The following is a 17,985-nucleotide window of genomic DNA, read 5'->3' as shown; positions in this document are numbered from 1 at the left end:
CGGGGGTACTGCCGCTACGGATTTCGTCGTGCTACTGTGAAGACATCACCGACGGCCAGATCGTCACCTGTGAGACATCGCAATCCGAAACTTCGCAGTTCTCGTTCATTTCCTTTGTCGTCGGTTCCACAAAATTCTGATGCCAATAGGTCATCAGTGATAGCCCCAGAAGGGTAAGTACAAGTGGCAAACACCATCTCTGACGATAAGCCGGCTCAGTCTTCGGCACAGGGATCAGATCTTTCGTCTATGCTCCTCCCCGATCTGCGCAAATTGGCGCAAGGGATGGGGATCTCCGGCGCCAGCACAATGCGCAAGGGTGACTTGGTTAGCGCCATCGGCCAGCAAGGTTCAGGCAAGGCGAAGTCGGATTCGAATAACACCGGGAAATCCGGGGGAAGTCGCAACGGCGAGCAAGGCGAAACTCAGCGCGAAGACGCCAAATCCAATGATTCCGGCGACGAGCAGCGCAACGATTCGGATTCCTCGGAGCGCACGAGCAACGACGGTGGTAGAAACCGCAGCCGGCAGCGCAACGGCAAGGGCAACGAGCAGCGCAACGATAAAGGCGACGACAAGGGCAACGAGCAGGACAATGAGCAGTCCGGTGACTCGGACTCCGACAACCGGCGCCGTGGCGATCAGCAGGACGGAAACCAGGGCGGGCAACGTCGTTCTCGCCGTCGGGGTCGCGATCGGAACAATCGCCGCGGCCGCGACCGTGACGCCGAGCCGGTGATCAACGACGATGACGTGCTGGTGCCCGTTGCCGGCATTTTGGATGTGCTGGACAACTACGCTTTCGTCCGCACCTCCGGCTACCTGCCCGGTCCCGACGACGTCTACGTCTCGCTGTCTATGGTCCGGCGATTGGGTATGCGCAAGGGTGACGCCGTAACTGGCGTGATCCGGCAGCCCAACGAGGGTGAACGGCGCGAAAAGTTCAACCCGTTGGTTCGGGTGGACACCCTGAATGGCATGTCGGTGGAAGATTCCCGGCAGCGCTCAGATTTTTCCAAGCTGACTCCGCTGTACCCGCAGCAGCGGCTACGGCTGGAAACTGATCCTGCCAATCTCACCACCCGCGTCATCGACATCGTTTCCCCGATCGGTAAGGGGCAACGTGGCTTGATCGTGTCACCGCCCAAGGCCGGTAAAACCATGGTGTTGCAGGCCATCGCGAATGCGATCACGGCTAACAACCCGGAGTGTCACCTGATGGTGGTGCTGGTGGATGAGCGTCCGGAGGAAGTTACCGACATGCAGCGCTCAGTCAAGGGTGAGGTTATCTCCTCAACCTTCGACCGGCCTGCAGACGATCACACCACGGTCGCGGAACTCGCTATCGAACGCGCCAAGCGACTCGTTGAGATGGGCCACGACGTTGTCGTGCTGTTGGACTCGATGACTCGACTCGGTCGTGCTTACAACTTGGCGGCTCCGGCATCCGGTCGCATTCTGTCCGGTGGTGTCGATTCGGCGGCGCTCTATCCGCCGAAGAAGTTCTTCGGTGCCGCTCGCAATATCGAAAACGGTGGCTCGCTCACCATCTTGGCCACCGCGCTGGTGGAAACTGGCTCGCGGATGGACGAAGTGATCTTCGAAGAGTTCAAGGGCACCGGCAACATGGAGCTCAAGTTGGACCGGCGGTTGGCCGACAAGCGGATCTTCCCCAGTGTGGATGTCGATGCATCTGGCACCCGCAAGGAAGAACTGCTTATGACCGCCGAGGAACTTAAGATCGTGTGGAATCTGCGCCGGGTGCTGCATGCCTTGGAGGTGCAGCAGTCGATCGAACTGCTGCTCACCAAGCTGCGTGACACTAGGAGCAACTACGACTTCCTCTCCCAAGTGCAGAAAACTACGCCCACTGCGAACGGGGACAGCTCTGCTGAGTAGTTGCACTTGGCTGTAACCCCCTCGCCGTGTGACAATCATCGGCGGACCGGTTCACGCGTTTCGCGACCCGGACCCTAGAAGGAGACAACGATGAAACCCGATATTCATCCCGCTTACGGCGAGACCCAGGTCACTTGCACCTGTGGCGAAACTTTTACCACCCGCAGCACTGCGGCTGATGGGGCTATCCACGCTGATGTGTGCTCGAAGTGCCACCCGTTCTACACCGGCAAGCAGAAACTGCTGGACACTGGTGGTCGCGTCGCCAAGTTCGAGAAGCGGTTCGGCAAGTCCGCGGACAAGGACAAATAATCCGGTCCGGGCTGCTTTTCCTGCCCCGGTGAGGATCTAACGTGTTCGAAGCCTGCGAGGAAATCCTTGCGGAATACACCGACATCGAGCAGCAGCTCGCGGATCCCGCTATCCATGCTGATCAAGCACAAGTGCGTCGGCTGGGACGGCGGTTTGCCGAACTTCGCCCGGTCATTGCCGCCTACCGTGACTGGCAACAACTGACTGAAGATGTTGCCGCCGGGGAAGAGCTAGCCGAGGAAGACGCCGCCTTCGCAGAGGAAGCCGCGGAACTCACCGCCCAACTGGACGAAGCCGCTGAGAAACTTCGGCTGCTGCTGGTCCCTCGCGATCCGATGGACAGCAAAGACGTGATCCTCGAGGTCAAAGCAGGTGAGGGCGGTGCGGAATCGGCTCTGTTTGCGGCCGATCTGCTGCGGATGTACCAGCGCTATGCGGAACGGCACGGTTGGAGCCACCAAATCCTGGAACTGGAAGAGTCGGATCTCGGCGGAGTCAAAGATGCCGCGCTGGCAGTTCGAGCTCGCGGTGCGGTGGACCCCGACGATGCGCCATTTGCCCGGTTGAAGTTCGAAGGCGGCGTGCACCGAGTGCAGCGGGTGCCGGTCACCGAATCCTCCGGTCGAATTCACACCTCAGCGGCTGGCGTGCTGGTACTGCCAGAGGCCGAGGAAATCGACGTGCAGATCGATTCCAATGATTTGCGGATTGATGTTTATCGCTCCTCGGGGCCTGGCGGTCAGAGCGTCAACACGACCGATTCGGCGGTGCGGATCACCCACGAGCCCACCGGCGTAGTGGTGTCGTGCCAGAACGAAAAGAGCCAACTGCAAAATAAAGAGCAAGCCATGCGAATCTTGCGGTCCCGCTTGCTCGCGGTGGCCCAGGAAGAGGCAAATCAACAGGCCTCAGATGCTCGCAGATCGCAGGTGCGCACCGTGGATCGCAGCGAGCGAGTGCGGACTTACAACTTCCCGGAGAATCGCATCTCCGACCACCGGGTCGGCTTCAAGGCCTACAACCTCGATCAGGTACTCGATGGGGAAATCGACGCAGTGATTCAGTCGCTTGTGGATGCCGACATGGCGGAGCGATTGTCCGCGGGGGGCGGATGAGTAGGCCATTGCCAGCCGCGCTGCAGGAGTGGGAAAGGCAGTTGCGGGCCGCTGGGGTTCCCAGCCCGGCGCAGGATGCGCGGGCACTGGCCGCCACGGTGTTGTCAGCGGAGCCGATCGCGGTGGCGCTACGGCCAGACTTATCGGACGCTGATCGGGCTCGGATCGACGAGTTGGTCCGGCGACGAGCAAAGCGGGAGCCGCTGCAACACATTGTGGGTACCGCGCCGTTCTTGGATCTGGAACTCATCGTGGGCCCGGGGGTCTTTGTGCCTCGGCCGGAGACCGAAGTGCTGGCGGTGTGGGCGATTGATTGGCTGGCAACCTGCGGCGACGCTCCGATCGCAGTCGATCTGTGCAGCGGTAGTGGTGCGTTGGCGTTCGCCTTAGCCACTCGGGTTCCGGGTGCTCGGGTGACGGGAGTGGAGTTGTCAGCCGCGGCGCTGTCCTATGCGGAAAGAAACCTGCAGCGCTATCTGGACCGGCTCGGCACGGCTGAATTGGAGTTCCGCGCCGGTGATGCCACTGACCCACAACTACTGCCAATGCTGTCCAGCAACGTCGATTTAGTCGTGTGCAATCCGCCATATATCCCCAATGAGGCGATTCCGCGGGACCCGGAAGTGCGTGACTACGATCCGGAGCTGGCGCTGTATGGCGGTCCGGACGGTCTGGCTGTGGTGCGGAAGATGTTGCCGGTGGTGCGGCGACTGTTGCGGCCCGGTGGTCGACTGGCGATGGAGCACGGCGATCTGCAGGGCGACGACCACGGTCTCCCCGGTCTGATCAAGGCGGCCGGCGGGTTCACTGACGTGGTGGATTACCCGGATCTGGCGGGTCGACCTCGATTTACTACGGCGGTCTTGGCCGACTGACTGAGCAGTCTCAGGCACAATCGGGCCATGAGCCGGATCCTAGATTGCACCGAACTCGATGATCGGCCGCAGCGGATCCGCAGCGCGGCCGCGGCACTACGCCGGGGTGACATCGGCGTGATCCCCGACCAATCGATGTACACCCTGGTGTGTGATGCCTTTTCCCGCACCGGAGTCGATGCCATCCGCGCTCTGAAGGGCAACAGCAGCCACCCACTGTCGATCTTGGTGGGCAAACCAGTTACTACCGATGGCGTGGCTTCCAACATTCCGAAGTACGCCCGCGATCTCATGTCGGCCTTCTGGCCGGGGCCGCTGACGCTGCTGTTGCGGCAGCAGCCGAGCCTCGCCTGGCCGCTCAGTTCCCCGGGTGTAGCAGTTCGGATGCCACTGCACCCAGTCATGTTGGATCTAGTGCGAGAACTTGGTCCCACGGCGGCTACCTCCGCCAATAACCCGGGTTTTCCCCCGGTGCGTACTCCGGCAGAATTCGAGCAGCAGCTCGCAGGAGAGGTGGATGTTTTCTTGGACTGCGGTCCGCTCAACGACTCTGGCCGCAGCACCGTTGTTGACGCCACCGGCCAGTTCCCGGTCGTGCGTCGCGAGGGGAATATCAGCCCTAGCGCCGTCACGGAGGTCTGTGCGGAAGTGATGCCGGAAGGCTCGTGATTACGCCGCGCGGGCACGGCAAATCCCACCAGATCGGTATCCGCCGTAGACTTAATGCATGACGCAACAGCAGCCCCCGTTCTGGGGACCGGATTTCACCGCCCTGCAATCAGAGGATCCCGAGATCGCTGGTGTGCTGATCGACGAACTAGACCGACTTCGTGGCGGTCTGCAGTTGATCGCCAGCGAGAATCTCACCTCACCTGCGGTTCTTGCCGCTTTGGGGTCGACGTTGTCGAACAAGTACGCCGAGGGCTACCCCGGTCGTCGCTACTACGGTGGCTGCGAAGAGGTAGACCGCGCGGAACTGATCGGCATCGATCGCGCCAAGGAACTCTTCGGTGCCGAGCATGCAAATCTGCAGCCGCACTCCGGCGCTAGCGCCAACCTGGCCGCCTACGGTGCCTTCGTGAAACCAGGCGAGAAGGTGCTGGCTATGAGTCTGCCGCACGGTGGTCACCTGACGCATGGTTCCAAGGTCAACTTCTCCGGTAAGTGGTTCGACGTCATCTCCTACGGTGTCCGTGAGGACGACGAACTCATCGACTACGACCAAGTCCGCGAACTGGCGCGTGAACACCGGCCCAAGTTGATCATTTGTGGCGCCACCGCCTACCCCCGGCTGATTGATTTCGCGGCGTTCCGGGAGATTGCCGACGAGGTGGGCGCGGTACTGATGGTGGATGCAGCGCACTTCGTGGGTCTGGTGGCCGGCAAGGCGATCGCCAGTCCGGTTCCCTACGCCGACGTCGTTACCTTCACCACGCACAAGGTGCTGCGCGGTCCGCGGGGCGGCATGATTCTGTGTCGCGAAGAACACGCCAAGGCCATCGACAAGGCGGTCTTTCCGATGATGCAGGGTGGCCCGCTGATGCACGCGGTTGCCGCCAAGGCGGTGGCCCTGCGCGAAGCGTCTAGTTCAAATTTCCAGAACTACGCCACTCAGGTCATCAGCAACGCGCAAGCGTTGGCCGACAACTTGGCTGCGGAGGGGATGCGGGCAGTTTCCGGTGGCACCGACACCCATCTGGCACTCATCGATCTTCGAGAGTTGGACGTCACCGGTGCTGAGGCAGAGGAACGCTGTGGTGCCGCCGGCATCACCCTAAATAAGAATGCGATTCCCTACGATCCGCAGCCGCCAGCCGTGGCCAGTGGAATCAGGGTCGGTACCCCGTGCCTGACCACACAAGGCATGGGCTCAGCGGAGATGAAGGGGGTTGCCTCGCTGATCGGACGCGCAGTGCGTGACGCTGATGGCAGCCAAGCCGCCCAAATCCGGGCAGAAGTGGGTGAACTGGTCCGAGCGTTCCCTGCCTACCCACTCGGCTGATCCATGCGCGAATACCTGCTGTGCCTAGTCGCAGCAGCAGCCATCACCTACTTCGCGACTCCAATAGCTAGGGAGATCGCGGTCAAGTGGGGTGCCATGGCGGAGGTTCGGGATCGAGACGTTCACTCCATGCCTACGCCACGGCTGGGCGGACTGGCCATCTTTGCTGGCCTGTGCGCGGCCATCCTCGTGGCCAGCCAGCTCACCCTGATTGGGCAGGTCTTTGAGGGCGGTGGCACCGAGATAGCGGCGCTACTCGGGGCCGCAGTGGTGCTGCTTGTCGTGGGCATGGTGGACGATAGATGGACGCTCGACCCGCTTACGAAGTTCGCCGGCCAAGTACTGGCTGGCGGCATCATCGCCTACGGCGGTATTGCGATCTCCTGGTTGCCGATCGGCGGTATTTTCGTGCTCGATCCGCTGAGCAGTGTGCTGATCACCGTGTTCGTGGTCGTGTTGACGATCAACGCGATCAACTTCGTCGACGGCCTCGACGGCTTGGCTGCCGGCATTGCCGGCATTGCCGCCGCGGGGTTCTTCGCTTACTCCTACCTGTTGAGTGTGGAAAACGGGTTCGACCGGGCCGCCTTGGCTACGTTGACGTCCGCTGCACTGGTGGGAGCGTGTCTGGGTTTCTTGCCGCATAACTTTTTCCGAGCTCGGGTCTTCATGGGCGACACGGGATCGATGCTGCTGGGACTGCTGCTCGCGACCAGCACCGTCACGCTCGTGGGCCGAGTAGACCCCACCGCCGTCGGTTCGGCCACCTTGGCCCCAGCTCTGTTGCCACTACTGCTTCCCCTCGTCGTGCTGGCGCTGCCCTGGCTGGACCTGCTGATGGCAGTGCTGCGCCGCACCTGGGCCGGCCGGTCTCCCTTCGCGCCTGACAAAGAGCATCTTCACCATCGCATCATGGAAATGGGGCACAGCCATCGCGGCGCAGTTTTGCTGCTGTACGGCTGGGCGATAGTGCTCACCAGCACTGTGGTGGCGCTGGTTTTCCTGCCAGTCGGTGTAGCTCTCGGCGGCGGTCTATTGCTGCTCGCGTTGGTGATGTTGGTGTTGCGCAGCCCACCCGGACAGCGGTTGTCGCAGGATCAGCCCAAAGTCGAGGCGTCCTGATCGGCTCAATTCCGCTGATAACCTTGGCTGGTGGACGAATTCAACCAGTCGATTCTTCGGGGGGCCGCGCTGCCCACCCTGATCGCCGGTCTTGGCGCAACCATCGTTGCCTGGTTCGTGGGCGGAGTACCCGCAGTCGTAGGTGCTGCGTTGGGAACGGCCATCGTGCTGGGTTTCTTCCTCGCGGGGCAGTTTGTTCTTGCCTCAGTGCTGCGCAATAACCCGGCAATGGCCACATCGATGGCCATGCTGTTGTACCTACTCAAAATCGGGTTCCTGTTGGTGCTGCTCCTGCTGTTGCAAGGGGTTACCGCCTTCGATACCCGCGTCTTTGCTTTCACTATTCTGGTGTGCACACTGGTATGGACGGCTGCTGAAGCCTGGGTATTGGCCAAGAGCAAGGTCCTCCTAGTGACACCGGATGATGTGCCAGCTGGAGTGCAAGAGTTCGCGAAAGACACCTCGCAGACCAATCAGCAGCAATAATCGTGCTAGCGACGTTGGCCTGTTGATGGGCGAGCGACTGGAGGCCCGATGCATACTGCTGCCGAGGGCCCTCGCCGTCGTGGTGGCGGAAGCACAGTCCTGATCGTTCGCGCGGCCGACGCCGCGGTGAATGAGATCACCTCGTACTTTGTCGAACGTGCGGGCGCCGAACTCGCTGTTGGCCCCGAGGAAGCCGAGCGACTTGTCCGGGCGGCAGTTAGCCGGGCACGGCCTTACCGATTGGTTTTGGTGGCAGCAGCGCAGCTGGCCGGTCTACCCACCCGGATCAAGTCTGTCTCGGGGACCGAGGGGACAAAGATTCTGCTGATCGCTGAAGAGCCGCCATCGGCCGATGAACGTGAAGTGGCCGTCGATGCGGTGGTGCCGAGCATCCTCAATTTGGCTCAGGTAGTCCAGATGGTTCGCCTACTGGCGGGAATCTCGCTGCCCGATCCCGAGGAGTCACCATCGACAGCGGAACATCCGGTCGGCATGGTGTTGTTGGTTGAGGACGACCTGGTGAGTCAGCGGCTTGCTGGCAGCATGTTGGCCGAACTTGGAATCGAATGTCAGGTTGCCGGCAACGGTCGGGCTGGCCTGGCAGCCGCGCAACAGCGGGAGTTCGATGCAGTACTGATGGACTGCATGATGCCCGGAATGGATGGTTATGCCGCAACTCGGCTACTGCGAACTTTGCCCGGCAGTGTGTCGCAACTGCCGATTATTGGCATGTCGGCTGGCGTCAGTGATGAAGACCCCATGCGCTGCCAAGCCGCTGGCATGGATGGCTATTTGCCGAAGCCCTTCGACCTCGACCAACTAGCTGAGCAATTGCGGAACTGGTTGCCTGGAATCTCCAGGCCCGATGTCGATCTGCCCGATCAGTCAGATCGATGGGAGTCTGCCGGTGCGGCAGATGCGATCAGCAAGATCGGGAATGGCGACGACCCGATCGACGACACTGCCTTGGCGAAACTGGCAGATCGGCTCCCGGCCGATCGAATGGCACGTCTGGTGGGGACGTTCCTGGGTGAGACGCCGAAGTTGTTGCAGCGGATGACTACAGCGGCAGCCGCGGGCGACTTTGCGGAACTACGACTCGCAGCACACTCGTTAAAGGGCAGTTCCGCTTTTCTCGGTGCCGGCGAACTGTCTGGATCGGCGAAAGCCGTGGAGAAGGCCGCAGAACGGGAACAAGCAGTCACCGACATGATCGGGGAAGCGGCGGTCGCATTTGATCACGCACGTGCCGCCCTGCTGAATCGCTACCCGACCGCTGCCACGGTTTAGCGGCTAGTTGGCCGCCAGCACCTCTTCAGCGGTGACCCAGGACAGCTCTTGTGCGGTCGCCACAGCTTCGTACGTGATCTGCCCCTGATGAACATTCAGGCCGGCCCGCAAATGCGGATCATCCAGCAGCGCTTGCCGGTAGCCCTTGTCCGCTAGGGCCAAGGCGAACGGGAGGGTGGCGTTGTTGAGCGCGAAGGTGGAGGTGCGCGCAACGGCGCCCGGCATGTTAGCGACGCAATAGTGCACCACGCCGTCGACTACGAAGGTGGGGTCAGCGTGGGTAGTGGGGTGCGAGGTCTCCGCGCAGCCTCCCTGGTCGATAGCGACGTCAACAATCACTGAGCCGTTGCGCATCTTGGCCACCATATCGGCGGAGATGAGTTTGGGTGCGCCGGCGCCGGGGACCAGTACCGCGCCAATCACCAGATCAGCGTCCATGACCTGGTGTTCGATGGCGTCCGTCGTGGAGTAGATGGTTTGCAGCATCGAACCGAACTGTTGGTCCAACTCGGCCAATCGATGCAGATTCTTGTCGATGACCGTGACCCAAGCTTCGAGACCCATAGCCATCCGTGCCGCGTTCGCCCCCACGACGCCGCCGCCAACAACGACCACCTTGGCTGCCGGAACCCCCGGCACACCTCCGAGTAGTTGCCCACGGCCACCCTGGTGTACTTCGAGACAGTGTGCTCCCGCTTGGATTGACATGCGGCCCGCGACCTCAGACATCGGCGCCAGGAGCGGGAGTCCACCGTAGTGATCGGTCACCGTCTCGTAGGCAATGGCCACGCAATCGGAATCGATCAGCCCTTGGGTCTGCACCGGATCGGGCGCCAAGTGCAGGTAGGTGAACAGAATTTGATCGGGTCGCAGCATGGCGGTTTCTTCTGGCTGCGGTTCCTTCACTTTGACGATCATGTCCGCCCGCTCAAAGATCTCGGCTGCCGTTGCCACGATGCTGGCACCAGCTCGTTGGTACATCTCATCGCTAATGCCGATCGTCCGGGCTCCGTCGTGTTGCACGATGACCTCGTGACCATGCCGGACAAGTTCTCGGACCGAGCTAGGAGTGAGCCCGATCCGATATTCATGAATCTTGATCTCTTTGGGAACCCCGATCAACATGCTTTCTCCCTGGCCGGCTTCTCGAATTCCAACTTTTGCTTCCCAGTACCAAACTTCTGGAAGGGGAACCGTAGTGCATGACGCCCTACTGGAGTGGAATCCAAATCTGGCATCAACATTATCGCAGGAATCCGTGACTGAAGAGAGGCTGCGTACCGGATTTCATGGCTTCGTGCTCATTAGATTCCGACCGGCAATGTGCCCACCCGGGGAGCAGGATGGCTGAAAGGCCGGGGAATATCACGACCTGCGACCCCCGGGCAGGACGATACAACCCGCTACCTGATAGTTTTCGGGCCGTGAACGTCACGACCCACACCTCGCAGACTGCAGATGCAGCCCGAGTTACCGGGAATCAGGCGTGGTCCAGCATGAGCCGAATCATTGCGGGCATGGTCCTGTACGGTGCGTTGGGTTTTGCCATCGGATCTTGGCTGGGTAACCCGCAAGCGGGACTAGCGGTGGGCGTTATTGTTGGCGTCGCGCTTGGTTTGCTGCTTACATCAGCGATCATTGGTCGGCTCGGTGGCGCGAATCAGGCGTTGGAGTTGCGTGGCAGTGCCAACAGCTGGTCGGCCAAGATGTCACGTGCACGTATCCAACGGGCTAGTGAGGGGCAGACACCGTGATCACTACTCCCGCTTCATCGTGGGGCTGCAGCGCCGCTGACGGATGCGATTTCCCGGCGCCAGGCGTCGATATTTTCTTTGGTTTTGACCCGACGTTCTCCTTCACCCTTTTCGGTGTCGAGTTTGTCTTCGACAAGCCGATGGTTTTGCTGTTCCTGGGCGTCATCGTGGTGGTGGGCTTCTTCATGTACGCCTTCCGGAACCCCAAGATTGTTCCTAAGGGCGCGCAGAATGTTGGAGAGTTGGGCTATACCTTCATCCGTGACGGCATTGTGCGGGAGAACATTGGTAAGGGCGGCGAAAAGTTCGTACCACTGTTGTTCTCGTTGTTTTTCTTCATCTGGATCCTGAACTTCATGGGCGTGGTACCTGGGCTGCAGTACCCAGTGACGTCCTTGTTCGCGATCCCGGTAGCGTTCGCCGCCATTGTGTTCTTCACCTGGGTTCCGCTGGGCATCATAAATCAGGGGCCGTGGGGCTTCTTCAAGAACATCATGTTCCCGCCCGGTTTGCCCAAGCCGCTCTACGTCTTGCTGGCACCCATTGAGTTGATCTCCAACATCGTGGTCCGGCCATTCACCCACTGCGTCCGGCTTTTCGCCAACATGTTCGCCGGCCACCTGCTGTTGGTGACTTTCGGTGCCCTCACCTGGTGGATGCTGTCTGCATCGGTCTGGATTCTCGCCTCAGCGCTCTCCTTTACCGTGCTGACCGCGATGACCGGACTTGAATTGTTGATCCAAGGCCTGCAGGCCTATATCTTCACCCTTTTGACTGCCGTATATCTCTCCGACGCTTTGAGCGGGGAGCATTAACGGTGACCACAACTAAATAGCCCACAATCTTCTCGGACCGGCGGACAGGCTGTCGGCCAATAGGAAGGACAACGACCATGACTCTGCTCGCAGAGCTAACAGGAAGTATCGGCTCGGTCGGCTATGGCCTCGCTGCCATTGGCCCCGGTATCGGTATCGGCATCATCTTCGGTCAGGGCGTGCAGGCGATTGCTCGTCAGCCCGAGGCCTACGGCGTTATCCGTCAGAACATGCTGCTGGGCTTCGCCCTCGCGGAAGCGCTGGCGCTGATTGGCTTCGTAGCACCGTTCGTCTTTGGGCCGTAGTACACCAACCTAACGACGTTAGCGACGTAAGAAAGGAGCGCCGATGAACACAGTCGAACGACTCGTAGCAGCATCAGAGGGTGGCGACACCCCGTTCGTGCTGGGAGTGCCGATGGACGAGTTCATCCTCGGCCTGCTCTCGTTCTTCATCGTCTTCGGGTTGTTGGGGAAGCTCGCCTTGCCCAAGATCAAGCAGACGTTGGCCGATCGCACCGATGCGATCGAAGGCGGCATCGAACGCGCTGCCCAGGCTGAGGCCGAGGCGCAGGCGTTGGCGGAGCGCTACCGGGAGCAGATCTCGGGTGCTCACGACGAGGCCGCCGGCATCAGAGCGAAGGCCGAAGAGGACGGCAGAGCCATAGTGGCGGAGGCGCGTCAGCAAGCTGAAGTCGAACGCTCAGCGATCGCTGCTCGCGGTGAGGCACAGTTGGAAGCCGAGCGCTCCCAAACGCTGGCCGCGCTGCGACAGGACGTGGGTGGGATGGCCGTTGAACTGGCCAGCCGCATTGTGGGTGAGTCGCTCGCCGACGACGCCCGTTCCACGGCTGTTGTTGACCGGTTCATCACCGATCTGGAATCCGCACCCGCAGAGGAGCGCGGCTGATGATTGGTAGTTCCCGCACCTCGATTGCGCTGGTTCGCGACAAGCTCAACGGCGAGTACGGCAATGCTGCGCTCGCTGACGCCGGTCGTGAACTGCTTGCGGTCGCCGATCTCCTCACCAGGGAGCGGCAACTGCGTAGCGCGTTGGGTGATTCGGGACGCTCCAGCAGCGACCGCACCTCGGTGATCACCACGCTTTTGGGAGATCGCACTGATGCGCTCACCAAGGACCTCGCTGGGTTCCTGGTGGCACAGCGGTGGTCGTCCGAAAGTGACCTCGTCGATGCGTTCGAGGTCGCCGGAGCGCAAGCACTGCTGGCCTCCGCGGAGAGCGCCGGTCGCCTCGACCAAGTAGAGGAAGAACTCTTCCGGTTTGGTCGAGCCTTGGTAGCTGATGGCGAACTGCAGTTGGTGCTTTCTTCGCCAGCGCTAACGGCGGCAGTGAAGCAAAGCATTTTGACTGATCTACTGGACGGCAAAGCTGACCCGGTAACCGTGGAATTGCTCGGCTTTGTGGCAGGTCATCTGCGGGGTCGCCGACTGGAGCAGTCGATTGACGTTCTCTCCGATCTGGCAGCGGAACGACGCGATCAGCTGGTCGCCTTGGTGACTGTGGCGAAGCCGATGAGCGCCGAGCAGCAGCAACGGCTCGCTGCCGGGCTGCAGCGGCTCTACGGCCATGCCGTGAACCTGAACATGAATATCGATCCCACTTTGGTTGGTGGGATCACCGTGAAGATTGGTGATGAAGTCATTGACGGCAGCATCGCCAATCGTATTGAGACAGCACGACGCCGGCTTGCCGGTTGACCTAGCGCGCTAAGCGCCGAGAAAGAAAGCGAGTCACCATGACTGAGCTGACGATCCAGCCGGATGAAATCCGCGACGCCATCCAGCGGAACCTGGACGCGTTCGATACGGGTAATCCCCGCGACGAGGTAGGCCGGGTTCTCGAAACCGGTGACGGCATCGCCCGGGTCGAAGGCCTGCATTCCGCTATGACCAACGAACTACTCGAGTTCAAGGGTGGGCTGATGGGCCTGGCGTTGAACTTGGATGTTCGCGAGATCGGTGCGGTACTGCTCGGCAACGGTGATGAGATCGAAGAAGGTCAGGAAGTCCGTCGCACCGGTGAGGTGCTCAGCGTCCCGGTGGGCGACAATTTCTTAGGTCGTGTGGTGAACCCGCTCGGTGAGCCGATTGACGGTCTAGGCGAGATTGAGACCGAACATCGCCGCCCGCTTGAGGTCCAGGCGCCCACGGTTGTGGAACGGCAACCGGTGACCGAGCCACTGCTAACTGGTATCAAGTCGGTGGACGCGATGACGGCTATCGGTCGTGGCCAGCGGCAGTTGATCATTGGTGACCGGCAGACCGGCAAGACTGCGGTGTGCATCGACGCGATCATCAACCAGCGCAAGAACTGGGAATCTGGCGATCCCAAGAAGCAGGTGCGGTGCATCTACGTCGCGATTGGCCAAAAGGGCTCCACCATCGCCGGTGTGCGCGGTGCGCTCGAAGAGCACGGCGCCATGGATTACACCACCATCGTCGCCGCCCCGGCGTCTGACCCGGCCGGCTTCAAGTACCTAGCGCCCTACACCGGTTCCGCCATTGGGCAGCACTGGATGTACGAGGGCAAGCATGTGCTGATCGTGTTCGACGATCTGTCCAAGCAGGCTGAGGCCTACCGAGCAGTATCGCTGCTACTGCGTCGCCCGCCAGGTCGCGAGGCCTACCCCGGTGACGTCTTCTACTTGCACTCCCGGCTGCTAGAGCGCTGCGCGAAGCTCAGCGACGAACTCGGTGGCGGTTCCATGACCGGTCTGCCGATCATCGAGACCAAGGCAAACGACGTGTCGGCCTACATCCCAACCAACGTCATCTCGATTACCGACGGACAGGTGTTCTTGGAATCTGACCTGTTCAACTCCGGTGTTCGCCCCGCGATCAACGTAGGTATTTCGGTTTCTCGTGTCGGTGGTGCCGCGCAGCCTAAGGCCATGAAGAAGGTCGCCGGTAGCCTCCGGCTGGACCTCGCCCAGTTCCGTGAGTTGGAGGCCTTCGCGGCGTTCGGTTCGGACTTGGACGCAGCATCCAAGGCGCAGTTGGCCCGTGGTGAACGACTGGTTGAGCTACTCAAGCAGCCGCAGTACCAGCCGTACGCGATGGAGAACGCTTCCGTGTCGGTGTGGGCGGGTACGTCTGGTGGCATGGACGATGTGCCGTTGCCCGACATCCGCCGGTTCGAAAAGGAGTTCTTAGACTTCCTGGGCCGCGATCATGCGGATGTGCTGGTCACGATTCACGACACCAGCGAGTTGTCCGACGAGACCGTGGCAACGTTGGAGAGCGCCCTTGCCACCTTCAAGAATCAGTTCCGCACCAGTGAAGGAACCATCCTGGGCCAAGAGGCCGAGGAGGAAGCAATCGCCGAAGAAGAAATCGATCGGATGGCGATCACAAAGAAGGTTCGCAAGGGCTGATTCAGCATGGGCGGCCAACAGAGGATCTACCGCCGGAAAATCCGGTCGGTGCAATCCACGAAGAAAATCACCAAAGCGATGGAGATGATTTCGTCATCTCGCATCATGAAGGCGACGAAGAAGTTAGAGGCCTCAGCTCCCTACACCCGGGAACTGTTTGCGGCCATTAGCGCCGCCGCTTCGCACGCAACTGGTGTGGAGAAGCACCCGCTGACTGCCGAGGCTCGGTTGGAGAAGCGCGCCATCTTCTTGGTGGTCACCGCTGACCGCGGTTTGGCTGGCGCTTATTCCATTAATGCCATTCGTGAAGGTGAGGCGCTGACCCGCTACCTCATCGACGAGCGCGGCTTTGACGAGGCGATTCCCTATGTCGTAGGCCGCAAGGGCGTGGGCTTCTACAAGTTCCGAGAGCGCGAAATGGGTGCGCAGTGGACGGGCTTCTCGGATCAGCCGACTCTGAAAGACGCCAAGCGCATCTCCAAAGATCTGCTGGAGCGGTTCCTGATGCCTACCGAAGACGGCGGAGCGGACGAGCTTCACGTCGTCTATACCCATTTCGTCAACATGGTCACGCAAGAAGTGCGAGTTCGCCGGTTGCTGCCAGTCGAGGTCATCGAAGAAGAGGTGGATGTTTCCACCGGGCATATCGGACGAGCGGACAACGAGCCGGGCGAGGACAAGCCCTACCTGCCGCTGTACGACTTCGAACCATCTGCCAACGCCGTGCTGGATGAGTTGTTGCCGCGCTACGTCGAAAGCGCGGTCTACACCGCGCTGCTGATGTCGGCCGCGTCCGAGCATGCTGCTCGGCGACGGGCCTGCAAGTCTGCGACTGACAACGCGGAAGATTTGATCAAGACCTACACCAGACTCGCAAACCAGGCCCGCCAGGCCGAAATCACCCAGGAGATCAGCGAGATCGTCGGCGGAGCCGACGCGCTGGCCTCCGCCAACGCAGGAAGCTGAGGGAGGGCATATGTCTGCCGTCATCGAGGAAGTCGTCGCACAGGAAGGCGGCGTCGGCCGAGTCGCGCGTGTTACCGGACCGGTTGTGGACGTGGAGTTCCCGGTCGAGGCCATGCCGGCGTTGAACAATGCGCTGAAAGTCACCGTAGATTTCGGTGGCGGCAGCGAGGACATCGAGGGTGCTGAGGTCCACGAGTTGACACTTGAGGTTGCACAGCACATCGGCGACAACATGGTTCGCGCGATCTCGATGCAGCCCACGGATGGGCTAGTGCGCGGCACTGAGGTGCGTGACACCGGCGACTCGATCACCGTGCCGGTGGGTGACGCGACCCTCGGCCACGTATGGAACACCTTGGGCGAATCGTTGGACGTCAAGTCCAGCACGCTGGACATCAGCGATCGCTGGGGTATTCACCGCTCCGCGCCGCCATTTGACCAGTTGGAATCCAAGACCGAGGTCTTCGAGACTGGCATCAAGGTCATCGACCTGCTTACCCCCTACGTCAAGGGCGGCAAGATTGGCCTGTTCGGTGGTGCCGGTGTCGGTAAGACGGTGCTGATCCAGGAGATGATCTACCGAGTCGCTGAGAACTTCGGTGGTGTGTCGGTGTTCGCCGGAGTCGGTGAGCGAACCCGTGAGGGTAACGACCTCTTCCTGGAAATGACCGAGTCGGGCGTTATCAATAAGACTGCACTGGTCTTCGGTCAGATGGATGAGCCGCCGGGCACTCGTCTGCGAGTGGCGCTGGCTGCGCTGACCATGGCGGAGTACTTCCGTGACGTGCAGAACCAGGACGTGCTGCTGTTCATCGACAACATCTTCCGTTTCACCCAGGCCGGTTCAGAGGTCTCCACGTTGCTGGGCCGCATGCCTTCAGCGGTGGGTTACCAGCCGACGCTGGCTGATGAGATGGGTCAGTTGCAGGAACGAATCACCTCAACCCGTGGTAACTCCATTACCTCGCTGCAAGCGATCTACGTGCCTGCTGACGACCTGACCGACCCGGCACCAGCCACTACCTTCGCTCACCTTGATGCGACTACGGTGTTGTCGCGACCGATTTCGGAGTTGGGTATCTACCCGGCGGTGGATCCGCTGGATTCCACCTCGCGGATCCTGGACGCCACCTACATCGGCGACGAGCACTACGCAGTCGCTGCCCGGGTTAAGGAGATTCTGCAGCGGTACAAGGACCTGCAGGACATCATCGCGATCCTCGGAATCGACGAGCTTTCCGAAGAGGACAAGATTCTGGTGAACCGGGCTCGCCGGATTCAGCGTTTCTTGTCGCAGAACATGTTCGTGGCGGAGGCCTTCACCGGTCAGCCCGGCTCCTTCGTCCCAGTCACCGAGACCGTCGCCTCCTTCAAGGCGTTGGCAGACGGCGACTACGACCACATTCCGGAACAGGCGTTCTTCATGTGCGGCGGCATCGAGGACGTGGAACGCAAGGCCGCCGAAATGAAGAAGGACTGACCTCATGGCGGAGCTCGCGGTCAGCGTTGTCTCACTGGAGCACCCTGAATGGGAGGGTGCTGCCAGCCAGATCGTGCTGAAAACGGTCGAGGGGGAGATGGGAATCTTGCCGGGTCACGAACCCGTGCTAGCTACCCTGGTGGACGCCCCGATCCGAATCGACCCAGTGGAGGGTGACCCGCTCTACTTCGCGGTGCACGGCGGGTTCTTCTCACTCGATGAGGATCGGGTGATCGTGTTGGCTGATATCGCCGAGTCATTCGGCGAAATCGATCTAGCTCGAGCCCAAGACGCCAAGCAGCGTGCAGAGGCGGCCATTAGGGCCGATGAAGAAGACATCGAAGCGATGGAGTCGCTACAGCGAGCCACCACTCGGATCCGCATCATCGAGGAATACAGTTAGCTTTTTCCTGGGCCGCTAGTGCCCCGATCCGATATGGCTTTGGCGTGCGGTGTCGATTGCTCACCGCCGGTG

Annotated in this window: 19 protein-coding genes; 18 read left to right on the top strand and 1 reads right to left on the bottom strand. The window is 60.9% G+C overall.

Going from position 1 to position 17,985, the window contains the following annotated elements:
* Nucleotides 1-249 precede the first annotated feature (249 nt).
* From rho to K0U62_04575, 9 genes are all read left to right on the top strand, one after another.
* Nucleotides 250-1,899, top strand: a complete 1,650-nt coding sequence (rho, locus tag K0U62_04615; protein ID MCH9800805.1) for a transcription termination factor Rho — start codon at nucleotides 250-252, stop codon at nucleotides 1,897-1,899.
* A gap of 90 nt (nucleotides 1,900-1,989) precedes the next feature.
* The gene (gene rpmE / locus K0U62_04610) at nucleotides 1,990-2,211 is read left to right on the top strand and encodes a 50S ribosomal protein L31 (GenBank protein MCH9800804.1); all 222 of its coding nucleotides are present in this window, start codon (nucleotides 1,990-1,992) and stop codon (nucleotides 2,209-2,211) included.
* A 41-nt stretch (nucleotides 2,212-2,252) separates the two neighbouring features.
* Nucleotides 2,253-3,326, top strand: a complete 1,074-nt coding sequence (gene prfA, locus K0U62_04605; GenBank protein ID MCH9800803.1) for a peptide chain release factor 1 — start codon at nucleotides 2,253-2,255, stop codon at nucleotides 3,324-3,326.
* A complete protein-coding gene (gene prmC / locus K0U62_04600) occupies nucleotides 3,323-4,201 on the top strand; it encodes a peptide chain release factor N(5)-glutamine methyltransferase (protein ID MCH9800802.1) in 879 nt (292 codons plus the stop codon). The genes prfA and prmC overlap by 4 nt, the downstream gene beginning before the upstream one ends.
* 27 nt (nucleotides 4,202-4,228) lie before the next feature.
* Nucleotides 4,229-4,870 (top strand): threonylcarbamoyl-AMP synthase, encoded by a 642-nt coding sequence (locus tag K0U62_04595; protein ID MCH9800801.1) that lies wholly within the window; start codon nucleotides 4,229-4,231, stop codon nucleotides 4,868-4,870.
* Between the two features lie 58 nt (nucleotides 4,871-4,928).
* Nucleotides 4,929-6,203 carry a serine hydroxymethyltransferase gene (locus tag K0U62_04590; protein ID MCH9800800.1) on the top strand — a complete coding sequence of 425 codons (1,275 nt, stop codon included), beginning with the start codon at nucleotides 4,929-4,931 and terminating at the stop codon, nucleotides 6,201-6,203.
* Nucleotides 6,204-6,206: 3 nt separating this feature from the next.
* Nucleotides 6,207-7,325, top strand: coding sequence for an undecaprenyl/decaprenyl-phosphate alpha-N-acetylglucosaminyl 1-phosphate transferase (locus K0U62_04585; GenBank protein MCH9800799.1), 1,119 nt, complete (start codon nucleotides 6,207-6,209; stop codon nucleotides 7,323-7,325).
* 30 nt (nucleotides 7,326-7,355) lie between these two features.
* The gene (locus tag K0U62_04580; protein ID MCH9800798.1) at nucleotides 7,356-7,811 is read left to right on the top strand and encodes a hypothetical protein; all 456 of its coding nucleotides are present in this window, start codon (nucleotides 7,356-7,358) and stop codon (nucleotides 7,809-7,811) included.
* Between the two features lie 48 nt (nucleotides 7,812-7,859).
* Entirely contained in the window at nucleotides 7,860-9,101 is a 1,242-nt protein-coding gene (locus K0U62_04575) for a response regulator (GenBank protein MCH9800797.1), read from the top strand.
* 3 nt (nucleotides 9,102-9,104) lie between these two features.
* On the opposite strand, the gene ald is transcribed toward K0U62_04575, so the two are convergent.
* Nucleotides 9,105-10,226 (bottom strand): alanine dehydrogenase, encoded by a 1,122-nt coding sequence (ald, locus tag K0U62_04570; protein ID MCH9800796.1) that lies wholly within the window; start codon nucleotides 10,224-10,226, stop codon nucleotides 9,105-9,107.
* Between the two features lie 299 nt (nucleotides 10,227-10,525).
* Between ald and K0U62_04565 the strand changes: the two genes are divergently transcribed.
* The 9 genes from K0U62_04565 (at nucleotide 10,526) to K0U62_04525 (ending at nucleotide 17,913) form a co-directional block, all read left to right on the top strand.
* Nucleotides 10,526-10,855, top strand: coding sequence for a hypothetical protein (locus K0U62_04565; protein MCH9800795.1), 330 nt, complete (start codon nucleotides 10,526-10,528; stop codon nucleotides 10,853-10,855).
* Nucleotides 10,855-11,670 (top strand): F0F1 ATP synthase subunit A, encoded by an 816-nt coding sequence (gene atpB / locus K0U62_04560; GenBank protein MCH9800794.1) that lies wholly within the window; start codon nucleotides 10,855-10,857, stop codon nucleotides 11,668-11,670. Before K0U62_04565 ends, atpB begins: the two co-directional genes overlap by 1 nt.
* Nucleotides 11,671-11,747: 77 nt before the next feature.
* Entirely contained in the window at nucleotides 11,748-11,975 is a 228-nt protein-coding gene (gene atpE / locus K0U62_04555; GenBank protein MCH9800793.1) for an ATP synthase F0 subunit C, read from the top strand.
* 43 nt (nucleotides 11,976-12,018) lie between these two features.
* The gene (locus K0U62_04550) at nucleotides 12,019-12,579 is read left to right on the top strand and encodes a F0F1 ATP synthase subunit B (protein ID MCH9800792.1); all 561 of its coding nucleotides are present in this window, start codon (nucleotides 12,019-12,021) and stop codon (nucleotides 12,577-12,579) included.
* A complete protein-coding gene (locus K0U62_04545) occupies nucleotides 12,579-13,388 on the top strand; it encodes a F0F1 ATP synthase subunit delta (protein ID MCH9800791.1) in 810 nt (269 codons plus the stop codon). Before K0U62_04550 ends, K0U62_04545 begins: the two co-directional genes overlap by 1 nt.
* A 38-nt stretch (nucleotides 13,389-13,426) precedes the next feature.
* The gene (atpA, locus tag K0U62_04540) at nucleotides 13,427-15,064 is read left to right on the top strand and encodes a F0F1 ATP synthase subunit alpha (GenBank protein ID MCH9800790.1); all 1,638 of its coding nucleotides are present in this window, start codon (nucleotides 13,427-13,429) and stop codon (nucleotides 15,062-15,064) included.
* Nucleotides 15,065-15,070: 6 nt separating this feature from the next.
* Nucleotides 15,071-16,030 carry a F0F1 ATP synthase subunit gamma gene (locus K0U62_04535; GenBank protein MCH9800789.1) on the top strand — a complete coding sequence of 320 codons (960 nt, stop codon included), beginning with the start codon at nucleotides 15,071-15,073 and terminating at the stop codon, nucleotides 16,028-16,030.
* A 10-nt stretch (nucleotides 16,031-16,040) separates the two neighbouring features.
* Entirely contained in the window at nucleotides 16,041-17,510 is a 1,470-nt protein-coding gene (atpD, locus tag K0U62_04530; protein MCH9800788.1) for a F0F1 ATP synthase subunit beta, read from the top strand.
* Nucleotides 17,511-17,514: 4 nt separating this feature from the next.
* Nucleotides 17,515-17,913: a F0F1 ATP synthase subunit epsilon gene (locus tag K0U62_04525; protein ID MCH9800787.1), complete on the top strand. Its 399-nt coding sequence runs from the start codon at nucleotides 17,515-17,517 to the stop codon at nucleotides 17,911-17,913.
* Nucleotides 17,914-17,985 lie beyond the last annotated feature (72 nt).

This window comes from Actinomycetes bacterium (assembly GCA_022599915.1).
GTDB lineage: Bacteria > Actinomycetota > Actinomycetes > S36-B12.
This window is presented reverse-complemented; position numbering and strand designations above follow the sequence as displayed.